Origin of the sequence: Dyella kyungheensis, assembly GCF_016905005.1 — a bacterium.
GTDB classification, from domain to species: Bacteria; Pseudomonadota; Gammaproteobacteria; order Xanthomonadales; family Rhodanobacteraceae; genus Dyella; species Dyella kyungheensis.
Genome location: NZ_JADIKC010000015.1, coordinates 18,248 through 42,917, shown reverse-complemented (window position 1 = coordinate 42,917; position 24,670 = coordinate 18,248). Strand labels below are relative to the sequence as shown.

Below are 24,670 nucleotides of genomic sequence, written 5' to 3'. Positions count from 1 at the left end.
GGCGGAGATGTTCATGCGTGCGCTGGGGCGCGATGACCTCGCCCAAGCGATCGATGATGCACTTCTAGATTGACACCGCCTAACCAAAAGAAAGGGCCCCCCGGATGACGCGCCTTCCGGGCCTAGCGGCCCTCCAGGTGCGCGGGTGGGTTGCGGGGTTTTTCGACAGGGCATCCCGCCCTGGCGAAAAACTGGCCCGCATCCCTGCGGGCCACCCTGCGGGCTTTCCTCCACCCACCCGCCGCGTCATACGGGGACCCCTGAGAGCCAAGAGCCAAGAGCAAATAGCCAAGCTCGACTTGGCGATGTCGTCGCGATTACCCGCCCCTCACCCCAGCCCTCTCCCCGGCGGGGAGAGGGAGAAGTGGGGTGCATCGCGAAGACAAGCCACGGGAATACGCAGCGAACCTCCGCTTTAAGTCCTCAGCGACTGGGGCGCGTTGCGCAGCGCATTGAGGTACCCCTGGGGTACCCTCCCATGGAGATCCGGTGGGACGCGCCTCGAGCGCTCGCGCTTGGATTCAACACGATGCTGCCAGCTTTAAAGGCCATTTCTTTGGGTTACTTTTCTTTGGGCCAGCAAAGAAAAGTGACTCGAGCGGCGGCAGCCGTTCGAAACGCCCGCTGCGTAAGCGGCCAGATCGCGGGATCGCGACAACCAAGCGAAAAGGCACTGGATTCCTGCTTCCGCAGGAATAACGAGCTGGTGAGGCCTTCGCGGGAATGACGCGCTTAGAGCGCCCGTTCGAACACCACGCCCTGGTGCTGAATCAACGGCTCCATCACCCAATGATCCACCAGCAAAAACGCGAACAGCGCCATCAAATACACGATGGAATAGTTGAACACCTTCATCGCGAAAAACTCATCCGGCGGATTGAGCAGACGCACGGCGTAATAGAGAAAGCCCAGGCCCAGCACTACGGCGCCGCCCAGATACACCATTCCGCTATAACCGGTGAGCGCCGGCAACAGCGTCACCAACACCAGCAGGATCGTGTAGAACAGCACGTGCCAGCGCGTGAACACCACGCCATGCGTCACCGGCAGCATCGGCACCTGTGCGCGCGAGTAATCGTCGCGACGGAAGATCGCCAGCGCCCAGAAATGCGGCGGCGTCCAGACGAAAATGATCAGGCACAACTGCAGCGCGAACGGATGCAGCGCACCGGTGACGGCCGTCCAGCCCAGCACTGGGGGAATCGCACCGGCCAGGCCGCCGATCACGATGTTCTGCGGCGTCGCACGCTTCAGGTAGGCGGTGTAGATCACCGCGTAACCGATCAAGCCGCCGAAGGTCAGCAACGCCGTCAACGGATTGATCAGGAACACCAGGATCAACATCGACACCGCGCCCAGCGCCAACGCAAACGTCAGCACCTGCTTGGGCTTGAGATGGCCGGTGGCGAGCGGCCGGTGTGCCGTGCGCGCCATCACCTTGTCGATGCGCTGGTCGATCAGGTGATTGAACGCGGCGGCCGAACCCGAGGCCATCCAGATGCCCAGTGTGCCGAACACCAGCGCGCGCCACGGCGGTATGCCGGGCACGGCGAGAAACATGCCGATGACGGCGCAGAACACCAGCAACGCGACGACGCGCGGCTTGGTCAGTTCCAGGTATTCATGGAAACGGCGGCTCATCGTCATCGGTATCCGTGGGAAAGAAACATCGCGTCCTCATGACGCTTTTGCGTGCGCGCCAACGCCGCCAGCAGGGTGAACAGCAGCAGCGCGGCGACCCCATTGTGCAGCGTCGCCACCGGCAAGGGCAGCCCGAAATGCACATTGCTGATGCCCAGCAACACCTGCGTCACCAGCACCACGGCAATCGCCAGGCCCAAGGAACGCAAACCGCGGCGCGACACGCGATGCGACAGCCACGCCAGGTAGCAGAACACCACCAGGGCGCCCAGGCGATGGGTGATCTGGATGGCGCTGCGCGCGGCCATGTCGAGCACGCCGCCTTCGTAGTTCACGCCAATCCCGCGCCACAGCACGAAGCCTTCGCGGAAATCGGTGGCAGGAGCCCACTGGCCGAGGCATTTGGGGAAATCGGTGCCGCAGGCGAGCGCCGCGTAGTTGGACGACGTCCAGCCGCCCAGCGCGATCTGCGCCAGCAGCAATACGATGCCGACCACCACGGCCTTGCGCAGGCCCGCATAGCTGTCGTCGTTCGCGCCCACGCCAGCGAAACGCAGTGCGGCATAGGCGAGCAAGGCAAAGGTGGTGATGCCACCCAGCAGGTGACCCATCACCACGATCGGCTTCAACAGCAACGTCACCGTCCACATGCCGAGCATGGCCTGGAATACCACCACCGACAGCGCCAGCACGCTGATGCGCCACGCGCCGGGGCGATGAAGGCCGATCGCCGCGATCAACGGCAAGCCGATGGCGAGCAGCGATACCAGCAACGACCAGTGGTGTTCGCCCTTGATGTACATGGCGACGCCGACGGCCGCGAAGATCGCGCCCGCGATCACCGCATAGCGCGTCCACGGCTTGCGCCAGCTGGCGATCAGCGCGAGCACGAACACCAGCGTGCCCAGTGTGCCGGCGAGGAAACGGTGCACCTGCTCGCGCCAAGCCTTGTGGGTTTCGTACGGGCGATCCGGGAAGGCCTGGTTCGCCTGCGCGATCTCATGCTGTTGTTCGGGCCACGCGGCTCGTCCATAACAGGTCGGCCAGTCGGGGCACGAGAGGCCCGCATTGGACAGGCGCACGAACGCGCCGAACATCACCACGCCAAAGGCAAACACGGCAGCGAGCAACGCGAGGCCGCGCAGCACGTTGTGGGAGCGGGAGGTCATCAGCGGATCACCTTCTGCAGATCCTTGCGCAAGCCGGTGGCATCGAAGCCCACAGGATAGAACGACAACGCAGTGCCGTCGGATTCCACCAACAGAGCAGCGACGCTGTCGGGCGTGGTGGGCGTGAACGGCGCCAGCACGGCCATCGGATCCTGTCCGAGTTTCCAGTAGCCAGTCATGCCGCTGGCGACGGCATCGGCGGGCGGCCTGCCCACGTAAAGCAGACGCAGGCGCGGCGCATTGCGGTTGAGCGTGATGCGTGCGGCGGCCATCTTGGTCAGCACATCGAGGCACTGTTTGGCGCAGCCAGGACCGGCTAGTGCGACCAGCGTGAGTTGCGGCTCCTTCGCACGCCAGGCCCAGGTGTCGCCGTTGCTGAGCGAGATGGGCAGTTGCTCGGCGGCGAAATTTCGCTGCGGCGTCACGGGCTGGCCGTTGGCCTTGCCCGAGGGCTGCCAGCCGGCAAACGTGAGCACCAGGGCCACGATGATGGGTGCGGCGAACACCAGCATGATCAGCAGCAGTTTCAGGCGACTTGCGCGCAAGGCGGTGGGATCGGTCATGGCTTGTCCGGTCGGGAAGGACGACGACGATGCAGTACCAGCAGGATCACCACCACCGCCACGGCGAAGGTGAACCACTGGAACGCGTAGGCACGATGGCGCGCGGGCGGCATCGCCGAGAAATCGATGGTGTGCTCGCGCACGTAGATGGACGAAGGTTCCGCGTCGAGCGACAGGACGCGCGGATACAAGGCGGTACCGAGATCGCTGCCGATCTGCGCCAGGTCGAGATAGATGGTGGTCTTGGGCCAGTGCGTCTGCCGCGTCAGCGCGTTGCCACCCATCGCATAGCCCACGCCCGGAGCCGGCACATAAAGCCCGTGCAGTTGCTGCGGCCCGGTGGGCAGCGCCGGCAACTGCGGCGCCTGGTCGGTGCCATTGCCCGGCAGGAAACCCATGTCCACCAGCAGCAGGCGATCGCCGCTACGCGGACGGAAAGGCGCATAGACTTCCACACCACCGCGCTGATCGTGCTTGGGGTTGTCGAGCAGATAGAGACGGTCGGCGAGGTATTCGCCCTGCACGTCGACACGCGCAAACGCGTCCACGGGGGGATTTGAGGCCACGGCCGCAAAGTCGCGCGGCGCGGCCGTTTCCGCTGTGGCATACCGTCGCAGAATGGCTTCCTTCTCGTCGGCGCGATGCAGCTGCCAGACGCCCAAACGTATGAACAACAAGGCGCTCACCGCTGTGAGCAGCAGTGCAAACCAGGATGGACGGCGCAGCCACTTCACGCGGTGGCGCCGTGCACGACCGCTATACTGCGGATGTCTAAAACGTTCGGACCAATCACGTGGAAACCATCTACAAATATGCGCTGGTGATTCTGCTGCTGGTGGTGCTGTTCAATCTTGGTCAGGCCCTGTATTTCATGATGACCGACAAGGAAGGCAGCAAGCGCACGGTGTGGGCGCTGACCCGTCGCATCGGGCTGTCGGTGCTGCTCATCCTGATGGTGGTGTTCGGCATCTGGATGGGCTGGCTCCACCCGCACGGCGTGGGGCAGTAATTGTAGCGGTCAAGCGCCCTGCTCGCCTTGCTGCGACAAACGGTTCCTTGGAAAGCCCGCCCCTGGCGGGCTTTTCTTTTGGGGGCTCTCACCCCAGCCGTCCCCTTGTGGGAGCGCACCCTGTGCGCGACACCGACGGCGCGCACCCTTTGGGCGACTGCGGTACCTCCGTCGCTACCGCGCTGTCGGAGTCGCGTACAGGGTGCGCTCCCACAGAGATAGGGAAGGTCTTTGTCTGTCCGCCCCAACAAAAAAGCCCGCCTTTCGGCGGGCTTTTTTGCTGCGACGCGCCAGCGTCTCAGAGGATGTAGACGAACATGAACAGGCCGAGCCATACCACGTCGACGAAGTGCCAGTACCAGGCCACCGCTTCGAACGCGAAGTGGTGTTCCTTGGTGAAATGGCCCTTGGCCACGCGCAGCCAGATGATCGCCAGCATGATCGTGCCCAGCGTCACGTGCATGCCGTGGAAGCCGGTGAGCATGAAGAAGGTCGAGCCGTACACGCCGCTCTGCAGCGTGAGGTTGAGCTCTTTATAGGCCTCGATGTACTCGTGCGCCTGGAACCACAGGAAGGTGGCGCCCAGCAGCACGGTGAAGCCGAGGAACCAGAGGATCTTGGCGCGGTGGCCGGCCTTCAGCGCATGGTGCGCGATGGTCACGGTGACGCTTGAGGACAGCAGGATCAGCGTGTTGAGCAGCGGCAGGCCCCAGGGCAGCACCGTCTCGAAGTTGCCGCCGATGCGCTCCGGACCGCCACCGCCGCCAGCGCCCCACGAAGCGGCGTAGTCGCTCCACAGGAACTGGTGGGTCAGCACGCCGTGGCCTTCGCCGCCGAGCCACGGCACCGCGAACATGCGGGCGTAAAACAGCGCGCCGAAGAAGGCGCCGAAGAACATCACCTCGGAGAAAATGAACCACATCATGCCCATGCGGAACGAGCGGTCCACCTGGTCGTTGTAGCTGCCCGCGAGCGACTCGCGGATCACCGAGCGGAACCAGCCGAAGAACATCAGCAGGATGCCGACGATGCCGACGGTGAGCATGGTCTTGCCAAAGCCCGCTTCACCCGGGGGCGCATTCAGCCAATGCGCGGCACCGAGCACGGTGACGAACATGACCACCGCGGCCACGATCGGCCACTGGCTCTTGGATGGAACGAAATAAACGCCTTCTTGCTGGGCCATGCTGAGATCCCTATGGAATGCTCTGTCTACTTCCGCCCGCGCACTCGTCGCCCGGGCTGCAACCCGTGATGCCTCATCGGCATCGCGGAGGAATACTGCAAGGTCGCGTCAGGAGTACTTCAGCCCCTGCAACAACGAGAGCACGAAGATCGCAAAGGCGATGGTGCCGACCACCGTGACGGTGAGTCGCACACCTTTCTTGCGGGCTTGCTCGATCGTTGTCATGGACGGCTGGTTCATCGTTTCGCTTCCTTCCGCTCCGGCACAACACCGGAGCGGCAATACGTGGATCAGTCTTCGACGTGGCCGTGTGCCAGTTCGTCATCATGGATGACCGGCGGCACATCGAACGTGTGATACGGCGCGGGCGACGGCAGCGTCCACTCCAGGCCCTTGGCGCCTTCCCACACGCGGTCCGGTGCCTTCTTCTTGGAGAACCACACCGCGTGGATGATCACGCCAAGGAAGATCAGCTGCGAGGCGCCGAACAGGAAGCCGCCGATCGAGCTGATCATGTTGAAGTTGGCGAACGCCACGTTGTAATCCGGGATGCGGCGCGGCATGCCGGCCAGGCCCAGGAAGTGCTGCGGGAAGAACAACACGTTGACCCAGATCACGCTGTTCCAGAAGTGGATCTTGCCCCACGTTTCCGAATACATGCGGCCGGTCCACTTCGGCAGCCAGTAGTAGGTGCCCGCGATGATCGCGAAGATCGCACCAGTCACCAGCACGTAGTGGAAGTGGGCCACCACGAAGTACGTGTCGTGATACTGGAAGTCGGCCGGGGCCAGCGCCAGCATCAGGCCGGAGAAGCCGCCGATGGTGAACAGGATGACGAACGCGATGGCGAACAGCATCGGCGTTTCGAACGTCATCGAGCCGCCCCACATGGTGCTGACCCAGTTGAACACCTTCACGCCGGTCGGCACCGCGATCAGCATGGTGGCGTACATGAAGAAGATTTCGCCGCCCAGCGGCAGACCCACCGCGAACATGTGGTGGGCCCACACGATGAACGACAGGAAGGCGATCGAGGCAATCGCGAACACCATCGCCTTGTAACCGAAGATCGGCTTGCGCGCGAAGGTCGGGATGATCTCGGAGACCAGGCCAAAGGCCGGCAAGATCATGATGTAGACCTCGGGGTGGCCGAAGAACCAGAAGATGTGCTGGAACAGCACCGGGTCGCCGCCGCCCGCCGCATTGAAGAAGCTGGTGCCGAAGTACTTGTCGGTGAGCAGCATGGTCACCGCACCGGCCAGCACCGGCATCACGGCGATCAGCAGGAACGCGGTGATCAGCCAGCTCCACACGAACACCGGCATCTTCAGCAGATCCATGCCCGGCGCGCGCATGTTGAGGATGGTGGCGATGATGTTGATCGCGCCCATGATCGAGCTGATACCCATCAAGTGCACCGCGAACACCAGGTACGCGACCGAGTCACCCTGCAGCGACAGCGGCGGGTACATGGTCCAGCCGCCGGCCGGGCCACCGCCCGGAAGGAACAGCGTGGACAGCAGCAGCGAGAAGGCGAACGGCAGGATCCAGAACGACAGGTTGTTCATGCGTGGCAACGCCATGTCCGGCGCACCGATCATCAGCGGGATCATCCAGTTGCCCAGGCCCACGAAGGCCGGCATCACGGCGCCGAAGATCATGACCAGCGCATGCATCGTGGTCATTTCGTTGAAGAAGTACGGCTGCACCAGCTGCATGCCGGGCTTGAACAGTTCCGCGCGGATCACCATCGCGAAGCTGCCGCCAATGAAGAACATCAAGAGCGAGAACACCAGATACAGCGTGCCGATGTCCTTGTGGTTGGTGGACATGCACCAACGGACGAAGAAATTCTTGGGCGCGCCGTGATGATCGTCGTGATGATGATCGTGTGTCGCTGCGTGGGCCATGCCTTGCACCTCTACCTAAATGCGAATGCTGTGATGGAGCTGATTGCTCAGCCCTGATGGCCCTGCGAAACAGGTGCGTCGACGGCCGCGGTCTTGGGCGCGGCAGCAGTGGAAGCCGGTGCCGGTGCTGCGGGCTGAGCCGGCGGCGGCGTTGCCGCGGCCTCCTGCTCGGCCAGCCACTTCTCGAACTCGGCCTTCGGCAGCGCCTGCACCACGATCGGCATGAAGCCGTGATCCTGGCCGCACAGCTCGGCGCACTGGCCGCGATACGTACCCGGCTCGGTGATATTGGTCCAGGCGGCGTTGACGATGCCCGGGATGGCATCCATCTTCCAGCCCAGCGCCGGCACCCACCAGGAGTGGATCACGTCGCCCGCGGTGATCACGAAGCGGATCTTGGTGCCCACCGGCACCACCAGCGGCTTGTCCACGTTGAGCAGGTAGGTGTTTTCGTCGCCCACCTTCACGTTGTGCGGATCGAGGCCCGAATTGAGCTGGCGCGTCTCGTCGCTTTCGCGGTCGAGCTTGGACATGAAGCCGACCTTGTCGATCGCCTTGCCCTGGTACTCGACATAGTCGTAGCGCCACTTCCACTGGTAGCCGGTGACCTTCACAGTCATCTGCGAGCCGGTGGTGTCGGCGAACGTGCGCAGGCCGCCGGTGGCCAGGTAGGCCAGCACGATCAGGATGATCACGGGGATGGTCGTCCACACGATCTCGAGCGTCGTGTTGTGCGACCACTTCTCGGCCACCGCGCCGCGCGATTTGCGGAAGCGGAACATCGCGATGAACATCGCGCCGAACACAAGGATGCCAATCACGACGCACACGCCGAGGGCAACGTTGTTGAGGAAATAAGCCTCGGGCGACCAGGTGGACGCGCCGCGGGTCATGTTCAACTGCCCTGGCTGCGGATTGGCCGAGGCCACGCCGCCGAACATGGTTAGAGCGAAGAGTGCGCTTGCCGCCACTGCTCGCTTGATGCTGCCAGGCTTGATGCCGCCAGATGTCATGTTTGCACCTTTGTTGAACCTACCTGCGCTGCTGTTGGTTGAGCTCCGCCAGCAACACCATGAGTTTCCTTGACAGCTCGGCACGCTCCTCTTCCCCGAGGAAAGCCCCGATTTCCAGCTCCCGTCCATGCGACGCCAGCAGCAGACGATCCCTCCCTTGACCGGACCGCAGCCGCACGCGCACCCAATACGTGGGAAAACGCGCACTGCGCCGACCTGGCAGGGATTGCACCTCCAGCGACGACTCGTCGAGGGTGATGCGTTCGCTGCGGTCGCCGGCCCGCCAGGCTACGCCAAGGGCGAAAGCCACCGCGGAGGACTCGACCAGTGCAAACAAAGGAGCAAAGACATTCCCCTGCCATGCTCCCAACACGGCCGTCGTCAACGCCAGCGCCGCCAGAACTCCGATCAATCGACGCAGGTCGCGTCGGCTCAGGGCACGATTGGGCTTGAGCCACATCGTTGCGCACGGCAAGCCGGCTGCTGCTGGTCGAAGCACGATCATGAGAACCCGGCGTGCCTGGAACCCAAGCATGATAGGCCGCGAGCGCATCGGGGAGCAAGAATGCCGCATGTGCTTGATTTGAAGCAGGGGTGAATGCGCAAGTTCGTGCTCGCGTGCGCGTACAGACGCCCGCACAAGCGCTGCTTTCCCTTGCGGAACACACGTTTGCGCAACCCATGGCGCCCATAGTGACGACCACCAGGCTGAGCGGCGCCTTGGGTGCGACCGTTTGCCACGGGCCGCGGCGCGTGCCCGACACGCCGCTGACATCTGCCGCGCCACGCCATGCCGCCGGGATGACAACGCTCATCCGGGAAGCCTTCTTCCGCAGCGCTCCCGCCCATATATATGTGTACGGCCGCATGGCGGCTGCCGCACCGCAACACCGCGTACGGGTGCGTGCGTATGGCCCCCACGCGTACAATTCCGCGATTCCCTGCCCCCACCACGTTTCGGCTAAAGCCCAGTGACACAACCCATTCTCAGCCCCGAACTGCCGACCGGCGTCGAACCGGCTCGCGCGCGCATCACGGCCAACTGGCTGCGCGACGAGACCGAAGCGGTCAACGACCTGCTGGCCCAGGCCACCTTGCCGCCGGTCGAGCGCGAAAAGGTGATCGACCTGGCCGCCGAGCTGGTCAGCCGCGTACGTGTGCGCGCCAAGGACCAGAGCGCGGTCGAATCCTTCATGCGCCAGTACGACCTCTCCTCGGAGGAAGGCGTGCTGCTGATGTGCGTGGCCGAAGCGCTGCTGCGCATTCCGGACAAGACCACCGCCGACAAGCTGATCCGCGACAAGCTGGGCGACGCGAACTGGAAGAAGCACCTGGGCCAGAGCGAGTCGCTGTTCGTCAACGTCTCCACCTGGGGCCTGATGCTCACCGGCAAGCTGGTCACGCTGTCGGAAGAGACGCGCCACGATTTCACCGGCGCGCTGCGTCGCCTGGTGGGCCGCGCGGGCGAGCCGGCGATCCGCCTGGCCGTGCGCCAGGCCATGCGCATCATGGGCCACCAGTTCGTGATGGGCCGCACCATCGGCGAAGCGTTGGATCGCTGCGCGCAGAAGGAATATGCGGTCTATCGCTATTCCTACGACATGCTGGGCGAATCCGCGCTCACCAGCGAAACCGCCGAGCGCTATCAGCAGGATTATCGCAACGCGATCGCCGCGATCGGTTCGCGCGGTCCGTTCGCCAACCACACCGATGCGCCGTCGATCTCGGTGAAGCTCTCCGCGCTGCATCCGCGCTACGAAGTGGCCAAGCGCGAAATCGCCCGCCGCGATCTCACCGCCAAGCTGCTGGAACTCTCGCAGCTGGCGATGAAGAACGGCATCGCGCTGTCCGTCGACGCGGAAGAAGCCGATCGTCTCGAACTGTCGCTCGACATTCTCGGCGACGTGTTCGCGCACCCCTCGCTGGAAGGCTGGAACGGCCTCGGCATCGTGGTGCAGGCCTATGCCAAGCGCACGCCGTTCGTGATCGACTGGCTGATCGAAACCGGCCGCGCCAGCGGCCGTCGCTGGTACGTGCGACTGGTCAAGGGCGCGTACTGGGACGCCGAAGTGAAGCGCGCCCAGGAAAATGGCCTCAGCGGTTATCCGGTGTATACGCGCAAGCCGAACACCGACGTGTCGTACCTGGCGTGCGCACGCAAGCTGTTCGATGCCGGCGTGGCGCTGATCTACCCGCAGTTCGCCACGCACAACGCGCACACCATCGCTGCCGTGCACCACCTGGCGCAGAACCGTCCGTACGAATACCAGCGCCTGCACGGCATGGGCACGGACCTCTACGCCGAAGTGATCGGCAGGCAGAACTTGAACGTGCCGTGCCGCGTGTACGCACCCGTGGGCACGCATGAAGACCTGCTGCCTTACCTGGTACGCCGCCTGCTCGAGAACGGCGCCAACACCAGCTTCGTCAACCGCGTGGTCGACGAATCGCTGCCGGTGCGCGAACTGGTCGCCGATCCTTGCGAGACCGTGCGCTCCTTTGCCTCCATTCCTCACCCGCGCATCCCCCTGCCGGTGAATCTCTACGGTGAACTGCGGAAGAATTCCATGGGCGTCAACTTCTCCAACGATAACGAACTGAAGGCCCTCGCCGAGGCGATCCAGAACAAGAGCGGTCCGTGGAACGCCGAACCGCTGGTGCCCGGCGCCAAGAGCACCGGTGCCACCGTGCAGGTGAGCAATCCGGCCGACCGCCGCCAGAACGTGGGCAGCTACGTCACCGCCGACAGCGCCACCGTCGACAAGGCGCTCGCCAATGCCGTGAACGCGCATCACGCGTGGGATCGTCTGCCGGCGGCCAGCCGTGCCGCGATTCTCGAGCACGCCGCCGAGCAGCTCGAAGCGCGTCGCGGCGAATTCATCGCGCTGTGCGTGCGCGAAGCAGGCAAGAGCCTGCCCGACGCCATTGCCGAAATCCGCGAGGCTGCCGACTTCCTGCGTTACTACGCGACCATGGCACGCCGCCTGTTTGGCCATCCGGAACAGCTGCCCGGTCCCACCGGCGAGAGCAACCAGCTGTTCTTGAGTGGCCGCGGCGTGTTCGTCTGCATCAGCCCGTGGAACTTCCCGCTGGCGATCTTCCTGGGCCAGGTCAGCGCGGCGCTTGCCGCCGGCAACGCCGTGATTGCCAAGCCCGCCGAGCAGACCAGCCTGATCGGCTATGTCGCGGTGAAGTTGCTGCATGACGCTGGCGTGCCCGCCGACGTGCTGCAGTATCTGCCGGGCGACGGCGCCACTGTCGGTGCGGCGCTGACGCGTGATCCGCGCGTGTCTGGCGTGGCCTTCACCGGTTCGACCGAAACCGCCTGGGCGATCAACCGCGCCCTCGCCGCGCGCAATGCACCCATCGCTGCGCTGATCGCCGAAACCGGTGGCCAGAACGCGATGATCGCGGACTCTTCCGCGCTGCCGGAACAGATCGTCAAGGACGTGATTTCCTCCGCGTTCCAGTCCGCCGGCCAGCGCTGCTCGGCGGCGCGCGTCCTGTTCGTGCAGGAAGACATCGCCGACAAGGTCAATGCGATGCTTGCAGGCGCGATGGCCGAGCTGAAGGTGGGCGACCCGGGCCAGCTGTCGACCGACGTGGGTCCGGTGATCGACGAGGATGCGAAGAAGATCCTGGTCGACCACGCCGCACGCATGGACAAGGAAGCGAAGAAGATCGGCGAAGTCGCGCTCGACCCGGCCACCACCGGCAACGGCACGTTCTTCGCGCCGCGTGCCTACGAAATCCCGGGCCTGGCCACGCTGACCCGTGAAATCTTCGGCCCGGTACTGCACGTGATCCGCTGGAAGGCCGACGAGCTGCCGAACGTGGTGGACCAGATCAACGCCACCGGCTACGGCCTTACGCTCGGCATCCACAGCCGCATCGACGACACGGTGGAGTTCATCCAGAGCCGTGCGCGCGTGGGCAACTGCTACGTCAACCGCAACCAGATCGGCGCGGTGGTCGGCGTGCAGCCGTTCGGCGGCGAAGGCCTGTCGGGCACCGGCCCGAAGGCCGGCGGCCCGCACTACCTGCTGCGTTTTGCCGGCGAGCGCACGCTCACCATCAACACCACCGCCGCTGGCGGCAACGCCTCGCTGCTTACCATCGGCGAGTAAGCGCAACACGGGCCGGCGCAACCGCGCCGGCCCGCACGTTCGAAGGGAGCCCGCATGCGGCATGCTTCGCGACTGCTTGGTCTAATCCTCCTGGCGCTCATCCTCTGCCCGCTCCATGCAGCGGACAGGCAGAACGACGAGCAAGGCTTCGTCGCCACCCTGCGGCTGGGCCCGTCACCCGACGTCCACTACCTCGACGCCGCCGGCAAACCGCTGGACTACGCCGCGTTTGCGCAGCAGCTCGGCCAGGGTCGCAACTACAGCAGCACCATCGACAGCAAGGCCAACGCGGCGATGCTGCGCCTGCGTCCGCCCGGTACCAGCACGGGCGCGGGGCGTTTCTCGTTCGGACGCGGCAGCGCCTTTCCGCCGTTCGAGCTGCCGTCGCTGCAAGGCGACACACAGCATTCGAGCGACCTGCGCGGCCGCTACACCTTGGTGAGTTTCTTTTTCGCCGACTGTGCGCCATGCATCGCCGAAGTGCCGGTGCTGAATGCCTTTGCGCATGCCAACGGCGATATGGGCTTCGTCGCGATCACCTATGAAGACGCGGCCACCGCACGCCAGTTCGTGGCCGATCGGGGTTTGAAGTGGCCGGTACTGCACGACGGACAAGCGCTGGTCGACACGCTGGGCGTGAGCATCTATCCCACTCTCATGCTGATCGATCCCTCAGGCCGCGTCGCCGGCTCTGCGGTAGGCATGACCATGCGCGAAGGCCAGGACAAGCAACTCGCCGACCTCACCGGCTGGGTGCAGCAATGGAAGAAGGCATCACAGCACCCCTGATGCTCCCGCCGCTTTCTGTGGGAGCGCACTTGTGCGCGACAAGCCTACGGAGCGGTATCGGCGCAGCGCCGCAGTCGCGCGCAAGCGCGCTCCCACAAAGTGACGGCGTCTCTAACTCACCTCAGTCCTGTGGGAGAGCACTTGTGCGCGACAAACCTACGAAGCGGTAGCGGCACGGCGCTGCAGTCGCGTGCAAGCGCGGTCCCACAAGGTGACGGCGTCTTCAACTCACCTCAGTCCTGTGGGAGCGCACTTGTGCGCGACAAACCTACGAAGCGGTACGGCACGGCGCCGCAGTCGCGCGCAAGCGCGCTCCCACAAGGTGACGGCGTCTCCAACTCACCTCAGTCCTGTGGGAGCGCACCCTGTGCGCGACAAACCTACGAAGCGGTAACGGCACGGCGCCGCAGTCGCGCGCAAGCGCGCTCCCACAAAGTGGCGGCGTCTCCAACTCACCTCAGTCCTGTGGGAGCGCACTTGTGCGCGACAAACCTACGAAGCGGTAGCAGCACGGCGCCGCAGTCGCGCGCAAGCGCGCTCCCACAAGGTGGCGGCGCCTTCAACTCACCTCGGTCCTGTGGGAGCGCACCCTGTGCGCGACAAACCTACGAAGCGGTAGCAGCACGGCGCCGCAGTCGCGCGCAAGCGCGCTCCCACAAGGTGGCGGCGCCTTCAACTCACCTCGGTCCTGTGGGAGCGCACTTGTGCGCGACGAGCCTACGAAGCGGTACCGACATGGCCTTGCGGTCGCGCACAGGGTGCGCTCCTACAGGGAGTGCTGGATTTCCAGCGCGGCATCCGCAACGGGCCACTTCAGCAGCATCTCGCAATCGCGCTCGTAGTTGTTCAATACGCGCCACGGCACATGTCGGCCCTGTTTGGGCAACACCGGCGCACCTCGCTGCACATAGCCCGACGTCAGCGCGCCCATGATCGAATCGTCCTGCCGCTCATCCGCGGGTGCACGCGGCGTCACCACGCTGGCGCCCTGTTCACGCATATGCGCAAGCAATCGACAGACGTATTTCGCGGCGAGGTCCGCCTTCAGCGTCCACGGCGCATTCGTGTAACCGAAAATGCAGGCGAAGTTCGGCGTGTCCTGCAACAGCACGCCTTTGTAGGTGACCAGTTCGCCCATCACCCGCGGCTGCCCATCCACGTCAAGCTGCATGCCACCCAGGGTCTGCATGTCGAGCCCGGTGGCGGTGATGACCAGATCGGCCTCCAGCAGCTCGCCCGATGTCAGCTGCACGCCATGCTCGGTAAACGTGGCGACATCACCGGTCATCACGGATGCCTTGCCGCTCTTGATGGCCTCGAACAGGTCGCCATCGGGAACCACGCACAGACGCTGATCCCAGGGCTGGTAGGTTGGCGTGAAGTGGCGCATGTCGGCATCGGGACCGAGCTTCTTGCGCACACCGGAAAGCAGGAACGCACGCACCTTGTCCGGCCAGCGTCGCGCGGCCTTGTAGATAAGGCGGGTAAGGAAAATATTCCGCCGCCGCGCCATGCGGAATACCAGCGGCTTCGGCAGGAAGGTCTGCAGCACCGCGGAAATCTTGTCGAAGCGCGGCAACGACAGGATGTAGGTAGGCGAGCGTTGCAACATCGTCACGTGTGCCGCATCCCCGGCCATCGCGGGCACCAGCGTCACCGCCGTTGCGCCACTGCCGATCACGACCACGCGCTTGTCGCGATAGTCCAGCCCAGGCGGCCACTGTTGCGGATGCACGCACTGCCCCTGGAATCGATCCACGCCGGGAAATGCCGGCAGGTAGCCGCGATCGTAGTTGTAGTAGCCGGTGCAGACGATCAGGAAGCGGCTGGTGAACTCGCGCGTTTCGCAGCGTTGTTCGTCGAGCACCTGCACGCGCCACTGACGCGCCGTGCTCGACCACGACGAGGAGAGCACTTTCAGGCCGTAGTGGATCTTGCCGTCTACGCCGTACTCGCGCGCCGTGTCGATGACGTAGTTGCGAATGGCGTCCCCATCGGCCATCACGTCCAGCGCATGCCAGGGGCGAAACGCGTAGCCGAAGGTGAACATGTCCGAGTCCGAGCGCACGCCGGGATAGCGGAACAGATCCCACGTGCCGCCCATCGCCGCGCGGCGTTCGATCAGGCCCACGCGCAAACCGGGATGATCCATGGCGAGGTGGCATGCCATGCCGATGCCCGACAGGCCCGCACCGATGATCAGCGCGTCGAAAGACGACGAACTCTCCTGATCCATGCACTCGTCCCCGTGTCTCGCGGTGAAGAAGCCACGCGACCAGCTTACGCCGGTCGTGGCGTGCTCAATACGGCGTCGGTTCGATCAAGGCCTTCTGCGCGCTGCACTGCGCCGTGGGCATGCTGTGGTTCGCCGCGCGATACGCATTCAGTTCCTGCTTCGCGGCGGCCAGGCTGGACTGGAACGCTGGCGACGCATGCAGCACGGCCACCACCGCCGCGCCGTTCATCGCGCCCGCCTCGACGGCACTGAGATTGTGCACGCCGCAGACCACGCGACTGTCGGCGAAGGCGCGCGAGCGCAGCAACAGGTCGGTGGCGCGATCCGGCGCCAGCTCCGCCAACACGAGGCCCACGGCCCAGCCGCGCGTCGCATGGCCGGAGGGATAGTCGAAGCTCTTGGCGAGCCGTTCGGTGGACTGGCAGGTGGCGCCCTGGTCGATCAGGAACGGGCGCTGGCGCTGGTTGGCCTTCTTCGCCGGTGAAGTGGAGGCATCCGCCGCGTTGCTGGTGTCGTCCACCAGGGCCGCGAGCCTGGGGAGCGCGGCGGCGTCGAGCGGCGTACCCATGGCGCAGCTGAAGTCGGCCATCAGCTTGGGCGTGGCGTAATCGACGTCCTGCTGGGCCAGCGTCCAGCGCGGCGAGTCCTGCAGCTTGCGGGTGGCCAGGAACACCTGGCGGTCCGCCTCATAGCGGGGCGTGCCGGCCTTGGGGGCCGCCGGGAGCAATTCGGCCGTCTGCAGCGAGGCGGCCACCGATCCGGCGCTGGCCGGCGGCCGCTGGGAGGCCGGGGTTTGCACCGGGGCACAGGCCGCCAGCGGGAGCAGCAGGCCCATCCCTACGGCGCGACGACAAGCAGCCAGAAACGTGTTCATCGGCGTTCTCCCTGGGGCAACGGGGCGGCGGCCTTGTGCATTGCATAAGGCGCTGGCCCGAAGGCCATGATATAGATCAAGGGTCTCGCTGGGTCCATCCAGCGCTCTCGGGGGTGGGAGCACAGGTCATGTCCGCTGTTATCAGCCATGTCACCGACGATACCGCGTCGGCGCAACTGAGCGCCGATGCGCGCTTTACCGTGGCCGAAACACCGCCGAACATCCTCGTGCACCTCACCCAGCTTGCCTTGTCGCGCGGGCAGCGCTGCGACGGCTGGTTCGCGGGTTCGGGCCTGCAACGCGAACAACTGAACGACCCCACGCTGCGCATCTCCTATCGCCAGGCGCGCTCGGTGATCCGCCGCGCGCAGCAGGCCACCGGCGAAGCGGGGCTCGGGCTGGCCGTGGGCCGGACCGAAACGCTGGGCAGCTTTGGCCTGCTCGGCCTGGCCATGATGACCTCCGCTACGTTCGGCGATGCGATGAAGGTGGGCATCGCCCATCATCGCGTCAGTGGCAGCCTGGTCGACGTGAGTTTCGAAGTGGTGGCGCCGCGCGAAGTGGCGCTGGCCGTGTGGCCGCGATTCAACGACGCCCCCTTGCTGCCGTTCCTATGCGAAGAGCTGTTCGCCAGTTCGCTGGCGATCGCGCGCGAACTGGCCGGCTCGAACTTTCGCCCGCAACGTCTGGAACTGACCTACGCACGCCCCGAGCATGCGCAGGACTACGCCGATTTCTTCCAGTGCGAGCTGGTGTTCGGCGCCCGCCACAACCGCGTGGTGATCGACGCGCAGTGGCTGGAGCATCCCTTGCCCACCCACAACCCGCTCACCGCACAACAGGCACTCGCGCTGTGCACGCAACAGCACGACATCGAAGGCCCGCAGCAGGAAATCGTGGCCTCGGTGGAACGCCTGCTGCGCAGCCACCTGCGCCATCAACCCCGCCTGCCCGACGTGGCGCGCATGCTCAACATGAGCGAACGCTCGCTGCGTCGACGTCTCGCCGAAGGCGGCCGCGTGTTCCGCGAAATCCATGATCGTGTCCGCGCCGAGCGCGCTTTGGAACTGCTGCATGGCGGCACCTTGAGCGTGGCCGAGATCGGGCTGGAGATCGGCTTCAGCGATCCGCGCGAGTTCCGGCGTGCGTTCAAGCGGTGGACGGGAATGCCGCCGCGTAGCGCGCGGCAGCATGCGGCTTGAGTGTCTGTTCCGATACACAAGCACAGACCCATGAGCCAATCGTCGAGAGACACCTCACCCGTAGGCTGGTACGTAGGTTCATACCTTGTCCGATTCATCGAACTGAACGCCACGGGCAATGACGATGCGGATGGCGAATTCCTGGCCTGGGAAAATACCGTCCTCGTGCGAGCGGACAGTTTCGACGAGGCGTATAGCAAGGTCGAGGCCCAGGCAAGGCTGCACACCGAGCCTTATGAGGGTGGCTCGGAAGGTATTCCCGTCCAATGGGTCTTTGAAGGAATCAGCGATCTGGTTCCGATCTATGAGCCATTGGAAGATGGCTGCGAAATCCTGTGGACGGAACACGAGGCGCTCAAACTCGGCAAACTCCAAAGCATGGCCATATCAGTCGACGAACTGAGAGGCGATGCAAAGGGCGACTGAGAAGGCCTGTTTCCAACTCGAAGCGAGCGTCGCCGCCAGCTCGCCCCAAGCCCCTGCCAGCCTTTGAGCTAACTCACCCAAACTCCGGCCCACGCTTCCAAAGCTCGCTTATGGGCCCCCGAGGGCGGCCGCACACGAAGATATCGGGGTGATCCAGGCTTTCCTCGTTGCCCACGTTCCAGGCGTTGTTCGTATGGCCGGCAACGCGGCAATCGAAGAGCAACTGACTCGCGCGCTCGAGCGAATTGCCCAGCACGATGAAAGTGGTGGGTGCCGTCTGCGGATAGCCGCGCAGCCATCCGGAATTGATCGTGGTGATCGGTGTGGGAAGGTGATAGCGCTGGCCCATCACGGCGATGGCGCCGTACTCGCCATAGTTGCCCACGGCGATGCCCAGGTTCGCCTGCTGTTCGGGCGGCAACGCATCGCGGATGGCTGCCACGCGGGCGACGATGTCTTCCCAGCCGATCTCCTCGCGGAGATCGCCGTTGTTCCGCAGTGCAAAGTCACGCAACGGACCGCTCGTTGCAATAGGCACGATGCGCATCGTTGCATACACGCCCGCGGCGAGGACGCCGGTCATGAGCAGCGTGGCAATGCCAACCCGCCATGCAGGACGAAGGCTGCCCAACCACTGCACGCCTACGACCGAGCCCATGGCGAGTAGCATCGGGTACGCGCCGCACACGTAGTAGAAGCGCCCCCGCGCACACAGGAACAGCAGCAGTGGCACCACGTACATCCACGCAAGCATGCGATAGCGGCGACTTTTGAAGTAAGCGTACAAACCCGCCAACCAGACCGGTGCGGCGAACAGGTTCGCGTTCAACAGGAACTGATCTCGCAGGAAGCCGTCCGCGCGTCCCAGGCGCACATCACGCGCGTGGATGCTCTGCAGGAAATGGTACGAAATAAAGTCGTGTCGGATCAGCCAGGCCAGGTTGGGAGCGAACAGCAGTAGCGCAATGGCACCGCCGGCCCAGAACCAGCGACTCGTGACATAGCGCCGCGCATCCGTGAGAAGCACGCCCACCAGCACGCCTGTCAACTCGAACGCGATCGAATATTTCGTCAGCAAGCCGAGGCCTGCCACTACGCCAATCGCCACCCACCAGCGCGGCTCTTCGTCCCGCAACAGGCGAATGACGCACCAGGCGATCAGCACCCACCACAGCAGATCGAACGAGGAATACTGGAATTCCGTCGCCTCGAACATCGGCACGGGCGACAGCCCTACCGCGATGGCAGTGAAGACCTGCGCCGGCCGCCCGCCTCCCAGGTCGCGGGCCATCAAGCCAGCGACCAATATCACGCATACCTGTGCAAACACCGAGAACAGCCGCAAGCCCACGAGCGACAGGCCGAACATCTTGAGGCCCAGGAATTCCAGCGCCGCCGTCAAAGGTGGATAAGGCACGAAACCCCAATCCAGATGCTGCGCGTCGCTAAGGAACTGCCACTCGTCGCGATGAAAACCGTATTGCCCATTGGTCAGCATGTGGGCCACGCCAAACAGCACCGCGATGACGATCACGGGCGCGATACCTTTTCGGTTGCCCGGCGCCAGGCTCTGAGCTGGATTAACGGTCTCGATCATGGACACATCCTTGATGTCAGATGGACTGTTCGGCCACCAGGGCCATTAGCGGTTTTTTCTACGATAGCTAAGTCCGCTCTCGATCCATAGTGGACTTCTGGAAGATAAGCAAAGAGCTACCGCCCGATGGCATCGCGCGCACAACCATTCACACCGTGTCGTTCTGGCCGATATCAGACATCAGGACATTTGCTTCCGCTTAGACGCCTCAATCCGAAGTTCGGCAGGCGATTGAAATGCGCGCTTTCCCGGTTCAAAGATCGCGAGCCAACGACTCTTGGAATGCCTCTCTATATGGATCGTGATACTTGCAGCGCAAAAGACGGCATGACACGATTTATGCAAGGGGAAATCTGGTTTCACTGTCGACTGCGCAAGTTTTTGCGCTTCGTTCTCCTGCGCGTCTCAATAAGGCCAGGAGGATGGCAATGGATGGAATCCGTTCCGACAGAGAGATGAAGGAGTTTGATTCGTGGACGAGAGGCCCGATGGGTCTGTCGCAACGGATAGGCGCTGAACAACGTCCCCGTCCTGCGATAGCGCGAAGGTTGATCGCGCTCTGTGCATTTGCGTCAGTGGGATGGCTGGCCGGCTGCTCCCCTTCGTCCTCGGGACGAGAAGAAGCGAACACCTCCACGACGTCCGCGCCAGGCGCCACTCCCGCGTCTTCCGCAAGCGTGCAGGCCGCGGCGGTCAAGTGCATGCGCAGCAACGACCTCGCTTGTGCCGAGGCGAACTGGAGCGAGTACGTCAAGCGAAGGCCCACGGACGTGCGTGCCATTGCGAATCTCGGCTTCGTTCTCAACAAGCAGGACAAGCACGAGCAGGCCATTGCGGCTTTCGAGAAAGACATCGGCATGGGCGCGGGGTCGTACGATCTTTTCGCGTTCTACGCCGATAGCCTGGGAAAAGTCGGACGTACCGACGAGGCGATCGACTGGTCCTACAAGACCCTCAAGCTGATGCCGTCGCTGGTAGACGTCCGCGAAAATCTGGCTCGTTTGCTGGTGAGCAAGAAGCGCAACTACGAAGCGTTGACGTTGCTGTCGGAGTTCGATCAGTACCTCGACGAACATGGCGAGTCCGCACGCTTTATGGCCAATCGCATGGCTATCGAATCCTCCATGCATGATCTCGATGCCACCCAGGACCAGGAAGTCACGGGCCTGCGCCTGGTGAAATTCAAGGACACCTTCTTTGCGCCGGTCAGCGTCGGCCAATCGGGAGTTCGAGCCTTTGTGGTGGATACCGGCGCGACAAGCGTGGTCGTCAATGACGATTTCCTTGCTGCCGCCAAGACCCCCTACACCATGGTTCGCGCACAGGTCGAGGCGCATCTGGCCGACGGACGCGTGGTGGGCGCCAAAGAGGTGTTGATCGACCAGTTGATGGTCGGGCCGATAGAGCTGCACAAGGTGAAGGCATTGACGTGTCAGTCGTGCGAGTTGTTGCTTGGCGCCAATGCGCTATCCGCTTTCACCATGACCGTGGCGCAGATCAAGGGTGTCGACGTGGCAACACTTGTGCCCCGCGTGGCGCCGCACAGCTAGGTTGTCGCGCTTTTCGCTTCGCCAACTGAAATGCACGGGTGTCACATCGGCGCCCGCGGACAAACGACAAGTCATGGATGCTAACGAATGGGGAATTCGATGAAATTCATTCGCTTCTGCGCGGCAGCGATACCTGCCCTGCTTCTTTCGGCGTGCGCCGACGTCAAACCCAAGCCCATGGATCCGTCGTCGGGCTTGTTTCCAACGATGACGATCTTGGACAAAGACGCGGTCAGGCTGAGCAAGCCGTTCGATCCGAAGTTCAAGCATCTTGTCTACGTGAAAGTGCCCGACGAAAAGCCGAAGGAGTTTTCCCAGTTCTATGTAACCGAGCTGCGCAACTCCAAGCTGTTCGACCAGGTCGCCAACAAGTCCGATCTCGAGGCCATCGTCATCCAGCGCAACTTGACCGACCGCGTGCCCAACGTTTCAGACATGGTGGGGCTGCACAGGCTTGCAGAAGAGATTGGACCGTTCCTCGTCGTCGAGCCGTACTTCCAGTTCAGGGGTGGCTACAGCTATACGGGCCAGCTGACGGCCATCGATCCCGCATCCGGCCAGACCGTGCTTCTGCTGCAGCAGAACGCGTTCAATTGGGCAGGCCTGGATTCCCCGCTGGTATACCCGCTGCTCAATGGCTTCGTGCAATGGGCCCGAGGCGGAAGCATTCAAACCAAGGCAGGGGCCGTCACGCCGCCCGCCCAAACGGCCGCCAACTAACCAAAGCGGAGCAAGGTGCGAGCCTGTCGCGCCTTGGTTGCCCGACACCACAGGCGCGGACGTGCATGGCTTCGCTGCCTCCATGGCAAAGCCATGTGCGAATGGCGCCCCGTGGTGAGTACGGGCATATCGCGAAGCCCACGACGGGCGAATCGTTACATCTTTTGCCGGGAAAATGACTGTGCCTATCAAACGCTGGAAATACTGGTTGAGCCTATGTGCGCTTGCGTGCCTGATCGCCACGCTTTCGGGTTGCGTGGGACCCACCCCTTATCAGAAGTGGGCAAAGAACGGGGGCTATGACGAGTTCAAGGTTGACGTGGACACGTACAACGTCGTGTTCTACGGCAATCGACAGACCACCCAGGACATGGTCTGGTATTACTGGATGTATCGATGCGCCGAACTCACGCACGAGACGGGCTACGAAGCCTTTACCCTTGTGAAGCTGCAGACGGGACGCCCGACGGGCTCCTATCCGTGGCAGCCGCAGGGCGTTCAACCCTATAAGCCGTTCTACCAACAACCGCCCGGTGCTTCGAACACGCCGCCGAGCGGCCACTCGCCCACCGCCTACGACGGCGATGAAGGTGGCAGGCTCATTCCCGTGCATGCGGGCGGCACGGTTGTCGTACACACGATGTATATACCGGGCGGCACGGTCACCATGACTGAGTGGTCGGCGCACGGCATCGTCACCATGTACCACGTGCCGCTGCCCGAGAATGTCAAATCGGCCCTCAATGCCAAGGCCATCCTCGACATGCTCGGTCCCTACGTGATGTCGCATGGCAAGAGTCCTGCACCGTCCCGGATGGAAGTGCTCAAACGAGCGTCCGTTGGTCAGCAAGCGGCATCCATCTGACAGCAAAGCCGACCCAGCGTGGCTCCGAGCCGTCGATAGCAACCTTGAAAGATCCAGAGGCCGAGTTCGCCGGAGAACCGGGCGATGCCTTGTTTATCTCCGCCATCATGGGTGGCTCCAGCAAACAGGCGGTAGCGCGCTAGAGAGGCAATCCTCTCTAGCATGCCCTCATGATATTTCGCCGGCTGTTCGCTGAGGTCCGTCTCGATCCTTGGCAGACACAGATGAAGGCGTAGCTCCGGTTTATACGTATAGTGGCGGGCAAAGGCGTTCGTGCTGAGGAATTGCCATGCGGCTCAGGCAACTTCGCTTCTTTTGGCAGACGAATCGAAGGCGACTCCGCCTCGGTCTTCCACGCGCCACGGTTTTGCTAGCCTGCCTGGATTGCATGGCGTACGCGCAGTCGGTGCCACCGGTACCAACGCTCGCGCCAGTGGTAGTGACCGGTGTCTTGCCTGGACCCGCCCTGTGGAAGGTGAGCAGGGGAAATCATGTCATGTGGGTGCTCGGCCTCACCTCGCCCGTGCCAAAAAACATGCAGTGGAAGTCCGCCGACGTCGAACGCCAAATTGCCGCTTCGCAAGCGCTTTTGAAGTTGCCGAGCCTGGAGATTGGCGTGCGGACCAGTTTCTATCGCAGCTCGATGATGCCCTCGCCCCGTGAGCTGGAAAAAAACCCCAATCAGCGGAGCCTGCAGGACGTGCTGACGCCGGATCTCTACCAACACTGGACCGTGCTGAAGGCTAGATATCTTGGCGAGAATCGCCGCGTGGATCACATGCGCCCCATTCTGGCCGGGCGTGAACTTTATGAAGCCGCCCTCAAGCATTACGGCCTGGTCGACGATTACGACCTGGAAAACATCGTTTACAAGACCGCGTCCCGCCACGAAGTCACCAGCGTGAGCACTTCGTATCGACTGTTGCTGAAGGATCCGCGCGAAGCGGTCCGCTCATTGAACGACAAGTCGATGGACGATCAGCACTGCCTGAGCCAGGTGATGGATGCGTTGGATCAGGGACTCGCCCAGACGACGGCACGTGCAAATGCGTGGGCAACCGGGGATATCGATACGCTGCGATCCATCCTGTCGAACGTGCAACAGGATTCATGCATATCCACGCTGGATACTTCGCCCTTTGTCATGGCGCTCGGCGTCAACGACATCGAGAGCCGGGTAAGGAAGAGCTGGATCGACAGCGCCGAGCATGCGCTGGACAAGAACACGCAAACCTTTGCGGTATTGCCGATGCATGAACTGCTTGCGCCTGACGGTTACATGAGTTCGCTTCAAGCCGACGGCTGCATCGTGCAAGCACCCAATCCATAGTTCGTGCGATATTTGCCGGGAAAGCATTCATGCTTCATGGCGCGTACGTTCATGCCCGCTTTCGACGTGGCACGGACACACACTGAGGGACGTATGGGAACGCTTAGAAAGGTAGCCACCTGGTTGCTCGGCGCGACCATGGCCTGCATTTTTGTCTATGGCCTGGTTCGTTTTCCTGACAGCCCCATACATCCATGCGCCGAGCATGGATACTGCGGCAAGCAGGGGCAACCGCACACCGAGCAAGACTTTCGCGCCTTCTCCCAGTGGGACGGCCTGATGTCCTATTGGCCCGTGGGAATCATTGCGTTGATCGTTTTGCAGGGAGGCGTTCGCCTGAAATGGGGAAAGGATCGATCTTCCGTATAAGGCGCACAGGGTAGCCTTCCTAGGTCTAGCACTCCAATCCTCTGATCTACCGCGATCCAAGCGGCCGGAACTATGAGGGCACCGGTCTAAGCCC

The 24,670-nt window shown here is 63.4% G+C and carries 22 protein-coding genes; 10 read left to right on the top strand and 12 right to left on the bottom strand.

Going from position 1 to position 24,670, the window contains the following annotated elements; all coding sequences use genetic code 11:
* Positions 1 to 732 precede the first annotated feature (732 nt).
* Genes cyoE through ISP20_RS21225 form a run of 4 tightly spaced genes read right to left on the bottom strand, consistent with a single transcriptional unit; the run spans position 733 to position 4,107 of the window.
* The gene (cyoE, locus tag ISP20_RS21240; protein WP_425490879.1) at positions 733 to 1,647 is read right to left on the bottom strand and encodes a heme o synthase; all 915 of its coding nucleotides are present in this window, start codon (positions 1,645 to 1,647) and stop codon (positions 733 to 735) included.
* Positions 1,644 to 2,810 (bottom strand): COX15/CtaA family protein, encoded by a 1,167-nt coding sequence (locus tag ISP20_RS21235; protein ID WP_204638221.1) that lies wholly within the window; start codon positions 2,808 to 2,810, stop codon positions 1,644 to 1,646. The genes cyoE and ISP20_RS21235 overlap by 4 nt, the downstream gene beginning before the upstream one ends.
* Positions 2,810 to 3,373: a hypothetical protein gene (locus ISP20_RS21230; protein ID WP_204638220.1), complete on the bottom strand. Its 564-nt coding sequence runs from the start codon at positions 3,371 to 3,373 to the stop codon at positions 2,810 to 2,812. Before ISP20_RS21230 ends, ISP20_RS21235 begins: the two co-directional genes overlap by 1 nt.
* The gene (locus tag ISP20_RS21225; RefSeq protein WP_204638219.1) at positions 3,370 to 4,107 is read right to left on the bottom strand and encodes an SURF1 family cytochrome oxidase biogenesis protein; all 738 of its coding nucleotides are present in this window, start codon (positions 4,105 to 4,107) and stop codon (positions 3,370 to 3,372) included. Before ISP20_RS21225 ends, ISP20_RS21230 begins: the two co-directional genes overlap by 4 nt.
* Positions 4,108 to 4,166: 59 nt before the next feature.
* Here ISP20_RS21225 and ISP20_RS21220 point away from each other — a divergent pair, with 59 nt between their 5' ends.
* Positions 4,167 to 4,382 (top strand): twin transmembrane helix small protein, encoded by a 216-nt coding sequence (locus tag ISP20_RS21220; RefSeq protein WP_046971617.1) that lies wholly within the window; start codon positions 4,167 to 4,169, stop codon positions 4,380 to 4,382.
* A gap of 298 nt (positions 4,383 to 4,680) precedes the next feature.
* On the opposite strand, the gene ISP20_RS21215 is transcribed toward ISP20_RS21220, so the two are convergent.
* The 5 genes from ISP20_RS21215 to ISP20_RS21200 all read right to left on the bottom strand — a co-directional run bounded on the left by ISP20_RS21215 (position 4,681) and on the right by ISP20_RS21200 (position 8,951).
* Positions 4,681 to 5,568: a cytochrome c oxidase subunit 3 gene (locus tag ISP20_RS21215; RefSeq protein ID WP_204638218.1), complete on the bottom strand. Its 888-nt coding sequence runs from the start codon at positions 5,566 to 5,568 to the stop codon at positions 4,681 to 4,683.
* A gap of 108 nt (positions 5,569 to 5,676) precedes the next feature.
* The gene (locus ISP20_RS21770) at positions 5,677 to 5,808 is read right to left on the bottom strand and encodes a hypothetical protein (RefSeq protein ID WP_275586833.1); all 132 of its coding nucleotides are present in this window, start codon (positions 5,806 to 5,808) and stop codon (positions 5,677 to 5,679) included.
* A 50-nt stretch (positions 5,809 to 5,858) separates the two neighbouring features.
* Positions 5,859 to 7,478 (bottom strand): cytochrome c oxidase subunit I, encoded by a 1,620-nt coding sequence (gene ctaD, locus ISP20_RS21210; RefSeq protein WP_204638217.1) that lies wholly within the window; start codon positions 7,476 to 7,478, stop codon positions 5,859 to 5,861.
* A gap of 47 nt (positions 7,479 to 7,525) precedes the next feature.
* Positions 7,526 to 8,491, bottom strand: coding sequence for a cytochrome c oxidase subunit II (gene coxB / locus ISP20_RS21205; protein WP_204638216.1), 966 nt, complete (start codon positions 8,489 to 8,491; stop codon positions 7,526 to 7,528).
* Between the two features lie 19 nt (positions 8,492 to 8,510).
* Positions 8,511 to 8,951 (bottom strand): DUF2244 domain-containing protein, encoded by a 441-nt coding sequence (locus ISP20_RS21200; RefSeq protein ID WP_204638215.1) that lies wholly within the window; start codon positions 8,949 to 8,951, stop codon positions 8,511 to 8,513.
* Positions 8,952 to 9,462: 511 nt separating this feature from the next.
* Between ISP20_RS21200 and putA the strand changes: the two genes are divergently transcribed.
* Positions 9,463 to 12,618: a bifunctional proline dehydrogenase/L-glutamate gamma-semialdehyde dehydrogenase PutA gene (gene putA / locus ISP20_RS21195; protein ID WP_204638214.1), complete on the top strand. Its 3,156-nt coding sequence runs from the start codon at positions 9,463 to 9,465 to the stop codon at positions 12,616 to 12,618.
* Positions 12,619 to 12,672: 54 nt separating this feature from the next.
* Positions 12,673 to 13,407, top strand: a complete 735-nt coding sequence (locus tag ISP20_RS21190; protein ID WP_204638213.1) for a TlpA family protein disulfide reductase — start codon at positions 12,673 to 12,675, stop codon at positions 13,405 to 13,407.
* Between the two features lie 766 nt (positions 13,408 to 14,173).
* Here the strand turns inward: ISP20_RS21190 and ISP20_RS21185 are convergent.
* Together ISP20_RS21185 and ISP20_RS21180 are read right to left on the bottom strand one after the other, a co-directional pair.
* The gene (locus ISP20_RS21185; protein ID WP_204638212.1) at positions 14,174 to 15,643 is read right to left on the bottom strand and encodes a flavin-containing monooxygenase; all 1,470 of its coding nucleotides are present in this window, start codon (positions 15,641 to 15,643) and stop codon (positions 14,174 to 14,176) included.
* A 64-nt stretch (positions 15,644 to 15,707) separates the two neighbouring features.
* A complete protein-coding gene (locus tag ISP20_RS21180) occupies positions 15,708 to 16,517 on the bottom strand; it encodes an acid phosphatase (protein WP_204638211.1) in 810 nt (269 codons plus the stop codon).
* A gap of 128 nt (positions 16,518 to 16,645) precedes the next feature.
* Here ISP20_RS21180 and ISP20_RS21175 point away from each other — a divergent pair, with 128 nt between their 5' ends.
* Together ISP20_RS21175 and ISP20_RS21170 are read left to right on the top strand one after the other, a co-directional pair.
* Positions 16,646 to 17,719: an AraC family transcriptional regulator gene (locus tag ISP20_RS21175; RefSeq protein ID WP_204638210.1), complete on the top strand. Its 1,074-nt coding sequence runs from the start codon at positions 16,646 to 16,648 to the stop codon at positions 17,717 to 17,719.
* 30 nt (positions 17,720 to 17,749) lie between these two features.
* Entirely contained in the window at positions 17,750 to 18,145 is a 396-nt protein-coding gene (locus ISP20_RS21170) for a DUF4288 domain-containing protein (protein ID WP_204638209.1), read from the top strand.
* Between the two features lie 73 nt (positions 18,146 to 18,218).
* On the opposite strand, the gene ISP20_RS21165 is transcribed toward ISP20_RS21170, so the two are convergent.
* Entirely contained in the window at positions 18,219 to 19,742 is a 1,524-nt protein-coding gene (locus ISP20_RS21165; protein WP_204638208.1) for a glycosyltransferase family 39 protein, read from the bottom strand.
* A 428-nt stretch (positions 19,743 to 20,170) separates the two neighbouring features.
* On the opposite strand from ISP20_RS21165, the gene ISP20_RS21160 reads away from it, so the two are divergent.
* The 5 genes from ISP20_RS21160 to ISP20_RS21140 all read left to right on the top strand — a co-directional run bounded on the left by ISP20_RS21160 (position 20,171) and on the right by ISP20_RS21140 (position 24,576).
* Positions 20,171 to 21,292, top strand: coding sequence for a retroviral-like aspartic protease family protein (locus ISP20_RS21160; protein ID WP_204638207.1), 1,122 nt, complete (start codon positions 20,171 to 20,173; stop codon positions 21,290 to 21,292).
* Between the two features lie 99 nt (positions 21,293 to 21,391).
* Positions 21,392 to 22,012, top strand: a complete 621-nt coding sequence (locus ISP20_RS21155) for a hypothetical protein (protein ID WP_204638206.1) — start codon at positions 21,392 to 21,394, stop codon at positions 22,010 to 22,012.
* Between the two features lie 181 nt (positions 22,013 to 22,193).
* Positions 22,194 to 22,877: a CC0125/CC1285 family lipoprotein gene (locus ISP20_RS21150; protein WP_204638205.1), complete on the top strand. Its 684-nt coding sequence runs from the start codon at positions 22,194 to 22,196 to the stop codon at positions 22,875 to 22,877.
* A gap of 289 nt (positions 22,878 to 23,166) precedes the next feature.
* Positions 23,167 to 24,207, top strand: coding sequence for a TraB/GumN family protein (locus tag ISP20_RS21145; protein ID WP_338031040.1), 1,041 nt, complete (start codon positions 23,167 to 23,169; stop codon positions 24,205 to 24,207).
* A gap of 36 nt (positions 24,208 to 24,243) precedes the next feature.
* Entirely contained in the window at positions 24,244 to 24,576 is a 333-nt protein-coding gene (locus ISP20_RS21140) for a hypothetical protein (protein WP_204638203.1), read from the top strand.
* The last annotated feature ends 94 nt before the right edge of the window (positions 24,577 to 24,670 follow it).

What these genes read in the sequence shown, in the direction of transcription:
- cyoE (WP_425490879.1), bottom strand. Translation starts at nt 1,647, where the DNA reads ATGACGATGAGCCGCCGTTTCCATGAATACCTGGAACTGACCAAGCCG.
- ISP20_RS21235 (WP_204638221.1), bottom strand. Translation starts at nt 2,810, where the DNA reads ATGACCTCCCGCTCCCACAACGTGCTGCGCGGCCTCGCGTTGCTCGCT.
- ISP20_RS21230 (WP_204638220.1), bottom strand. Translation starts at nt 3,373, where the DNA reads ATGACCGATCCCACCGCCTTGCGCGCAAGTCGCCTGAAACTGCTGCTG.
- ISP20_RS21215 (WP_204638218.1), bottom strand. Translation starts at nt 5,568, where the DNA reads ATGGCCCAGCAAGAAGGCGTTTATTTCGTTCCATCCAAGAGCCAGTGG.
- ISP20_RS21770 (WP_275586833.1), bottom strand. Translation starts at nt 5,808, where the DNA reads ATGAACCAGCCGTCCATGACAACGATCGAGCAAGCCCGCAAGAAAGGT.
- ctaD (WP_204638217.1), bottom strand. Translation starts at nt 7,478, where the DNA reads ATGGCCCACGCAGCGACACACGATCATCATCACGACGATCATCACGGC.
- coxB (WP_204638216.1), bottom strand. Translation starts at nt 8,491, where the DNA reads ATGACATCTGGCGGCATCAAGCCTGGCAGCATCAAGCGAGCAGTGGCG.
- ISP20_RS21200 (WP_204638215.1), bottom strand. Translation starts at nt 8,951, where the DNA reads ATGTGGCTCAAGCCCAATCGTGCCCTGAGCCGACGCGACCTGCGTCGA.
- ISP20_RS21190 (WP_204638213.1), top strand. Translation starts at nt 12,673, where the DNA reads ATGCGGCATGCTTCGCGACTGCTTGGTCTAATCCTCCTGGCGCTCATC.
- ISP20_RS21185 (WP_204638212.1), bottom strand. Translation starts at nt 15,643, where the DNA reads ATGGATCAGGAGAGTTCGTCGTCTTTCGACGCGCTGATCATCGGTGCG.
- ISP20_RS21180 (WP_204638211.1), bottom strand. Translation starts at nt 16,517, where the DNA reads ATGAACACGTTTCTGGCTGCTTGTCGTCGCGCCGTAGGGATGGGCCTG.
- ISP20_RS21175 (WP_204638210.1), top strand. Translation starts at nt 16,646, where the DNA reads ATGTCCGCTGTTATCAGCCATGTCACCGACGATACCGCGTCGGCGCAA.
- ISP20_RS21170 (WP_204638209.1), top strand. Translation starts at nt 17,750, where the DNA reads ATGAGCCAATCGTCGAGAGACACCTCACCCGTAGGCTGGTACGTAGGT.
- ISP20_RS21165 (WP_204638208.1), bottom strand. Translation starts at nt 19,742, where the DNA reads ATGATCGAGACCGTTAATCCAGCTCAGAGCCTGGCGCCGGGCAACCGA.
- ISP20_RS21160 (WP_204638207.1), top strand. Translation starts at nt 20,171, where the DNA reads ATGGATGGAATCCGTTCCGACAGAGAGATGAAGGAGTTTGATTCGTGG.
- ISP20_RS21155 (WP_204638206.1), top strand. Translation starts at nt 21,392, where the DNA reads ATGAAATTCATTCGCTTCTGCGCGGCAGCGATACCTGCCCTGCTTCTT.
- ISP20_RS21145 (WP_338031040.1), top strand. Translation starts at nt 23,167, where the DNA reads ATGCGGCTCAGGCAACTTCGCTTCTTTTGGCAGACGAATCGAAGGCGA.
- ISP20_RS21140 (WP_204638203.1), top strand. Translation starts at nt 24,244, where the DNA reads ATGGCGCGTACGTTCATGCCCGCTTTCGACGTGGCACGGACACACACT.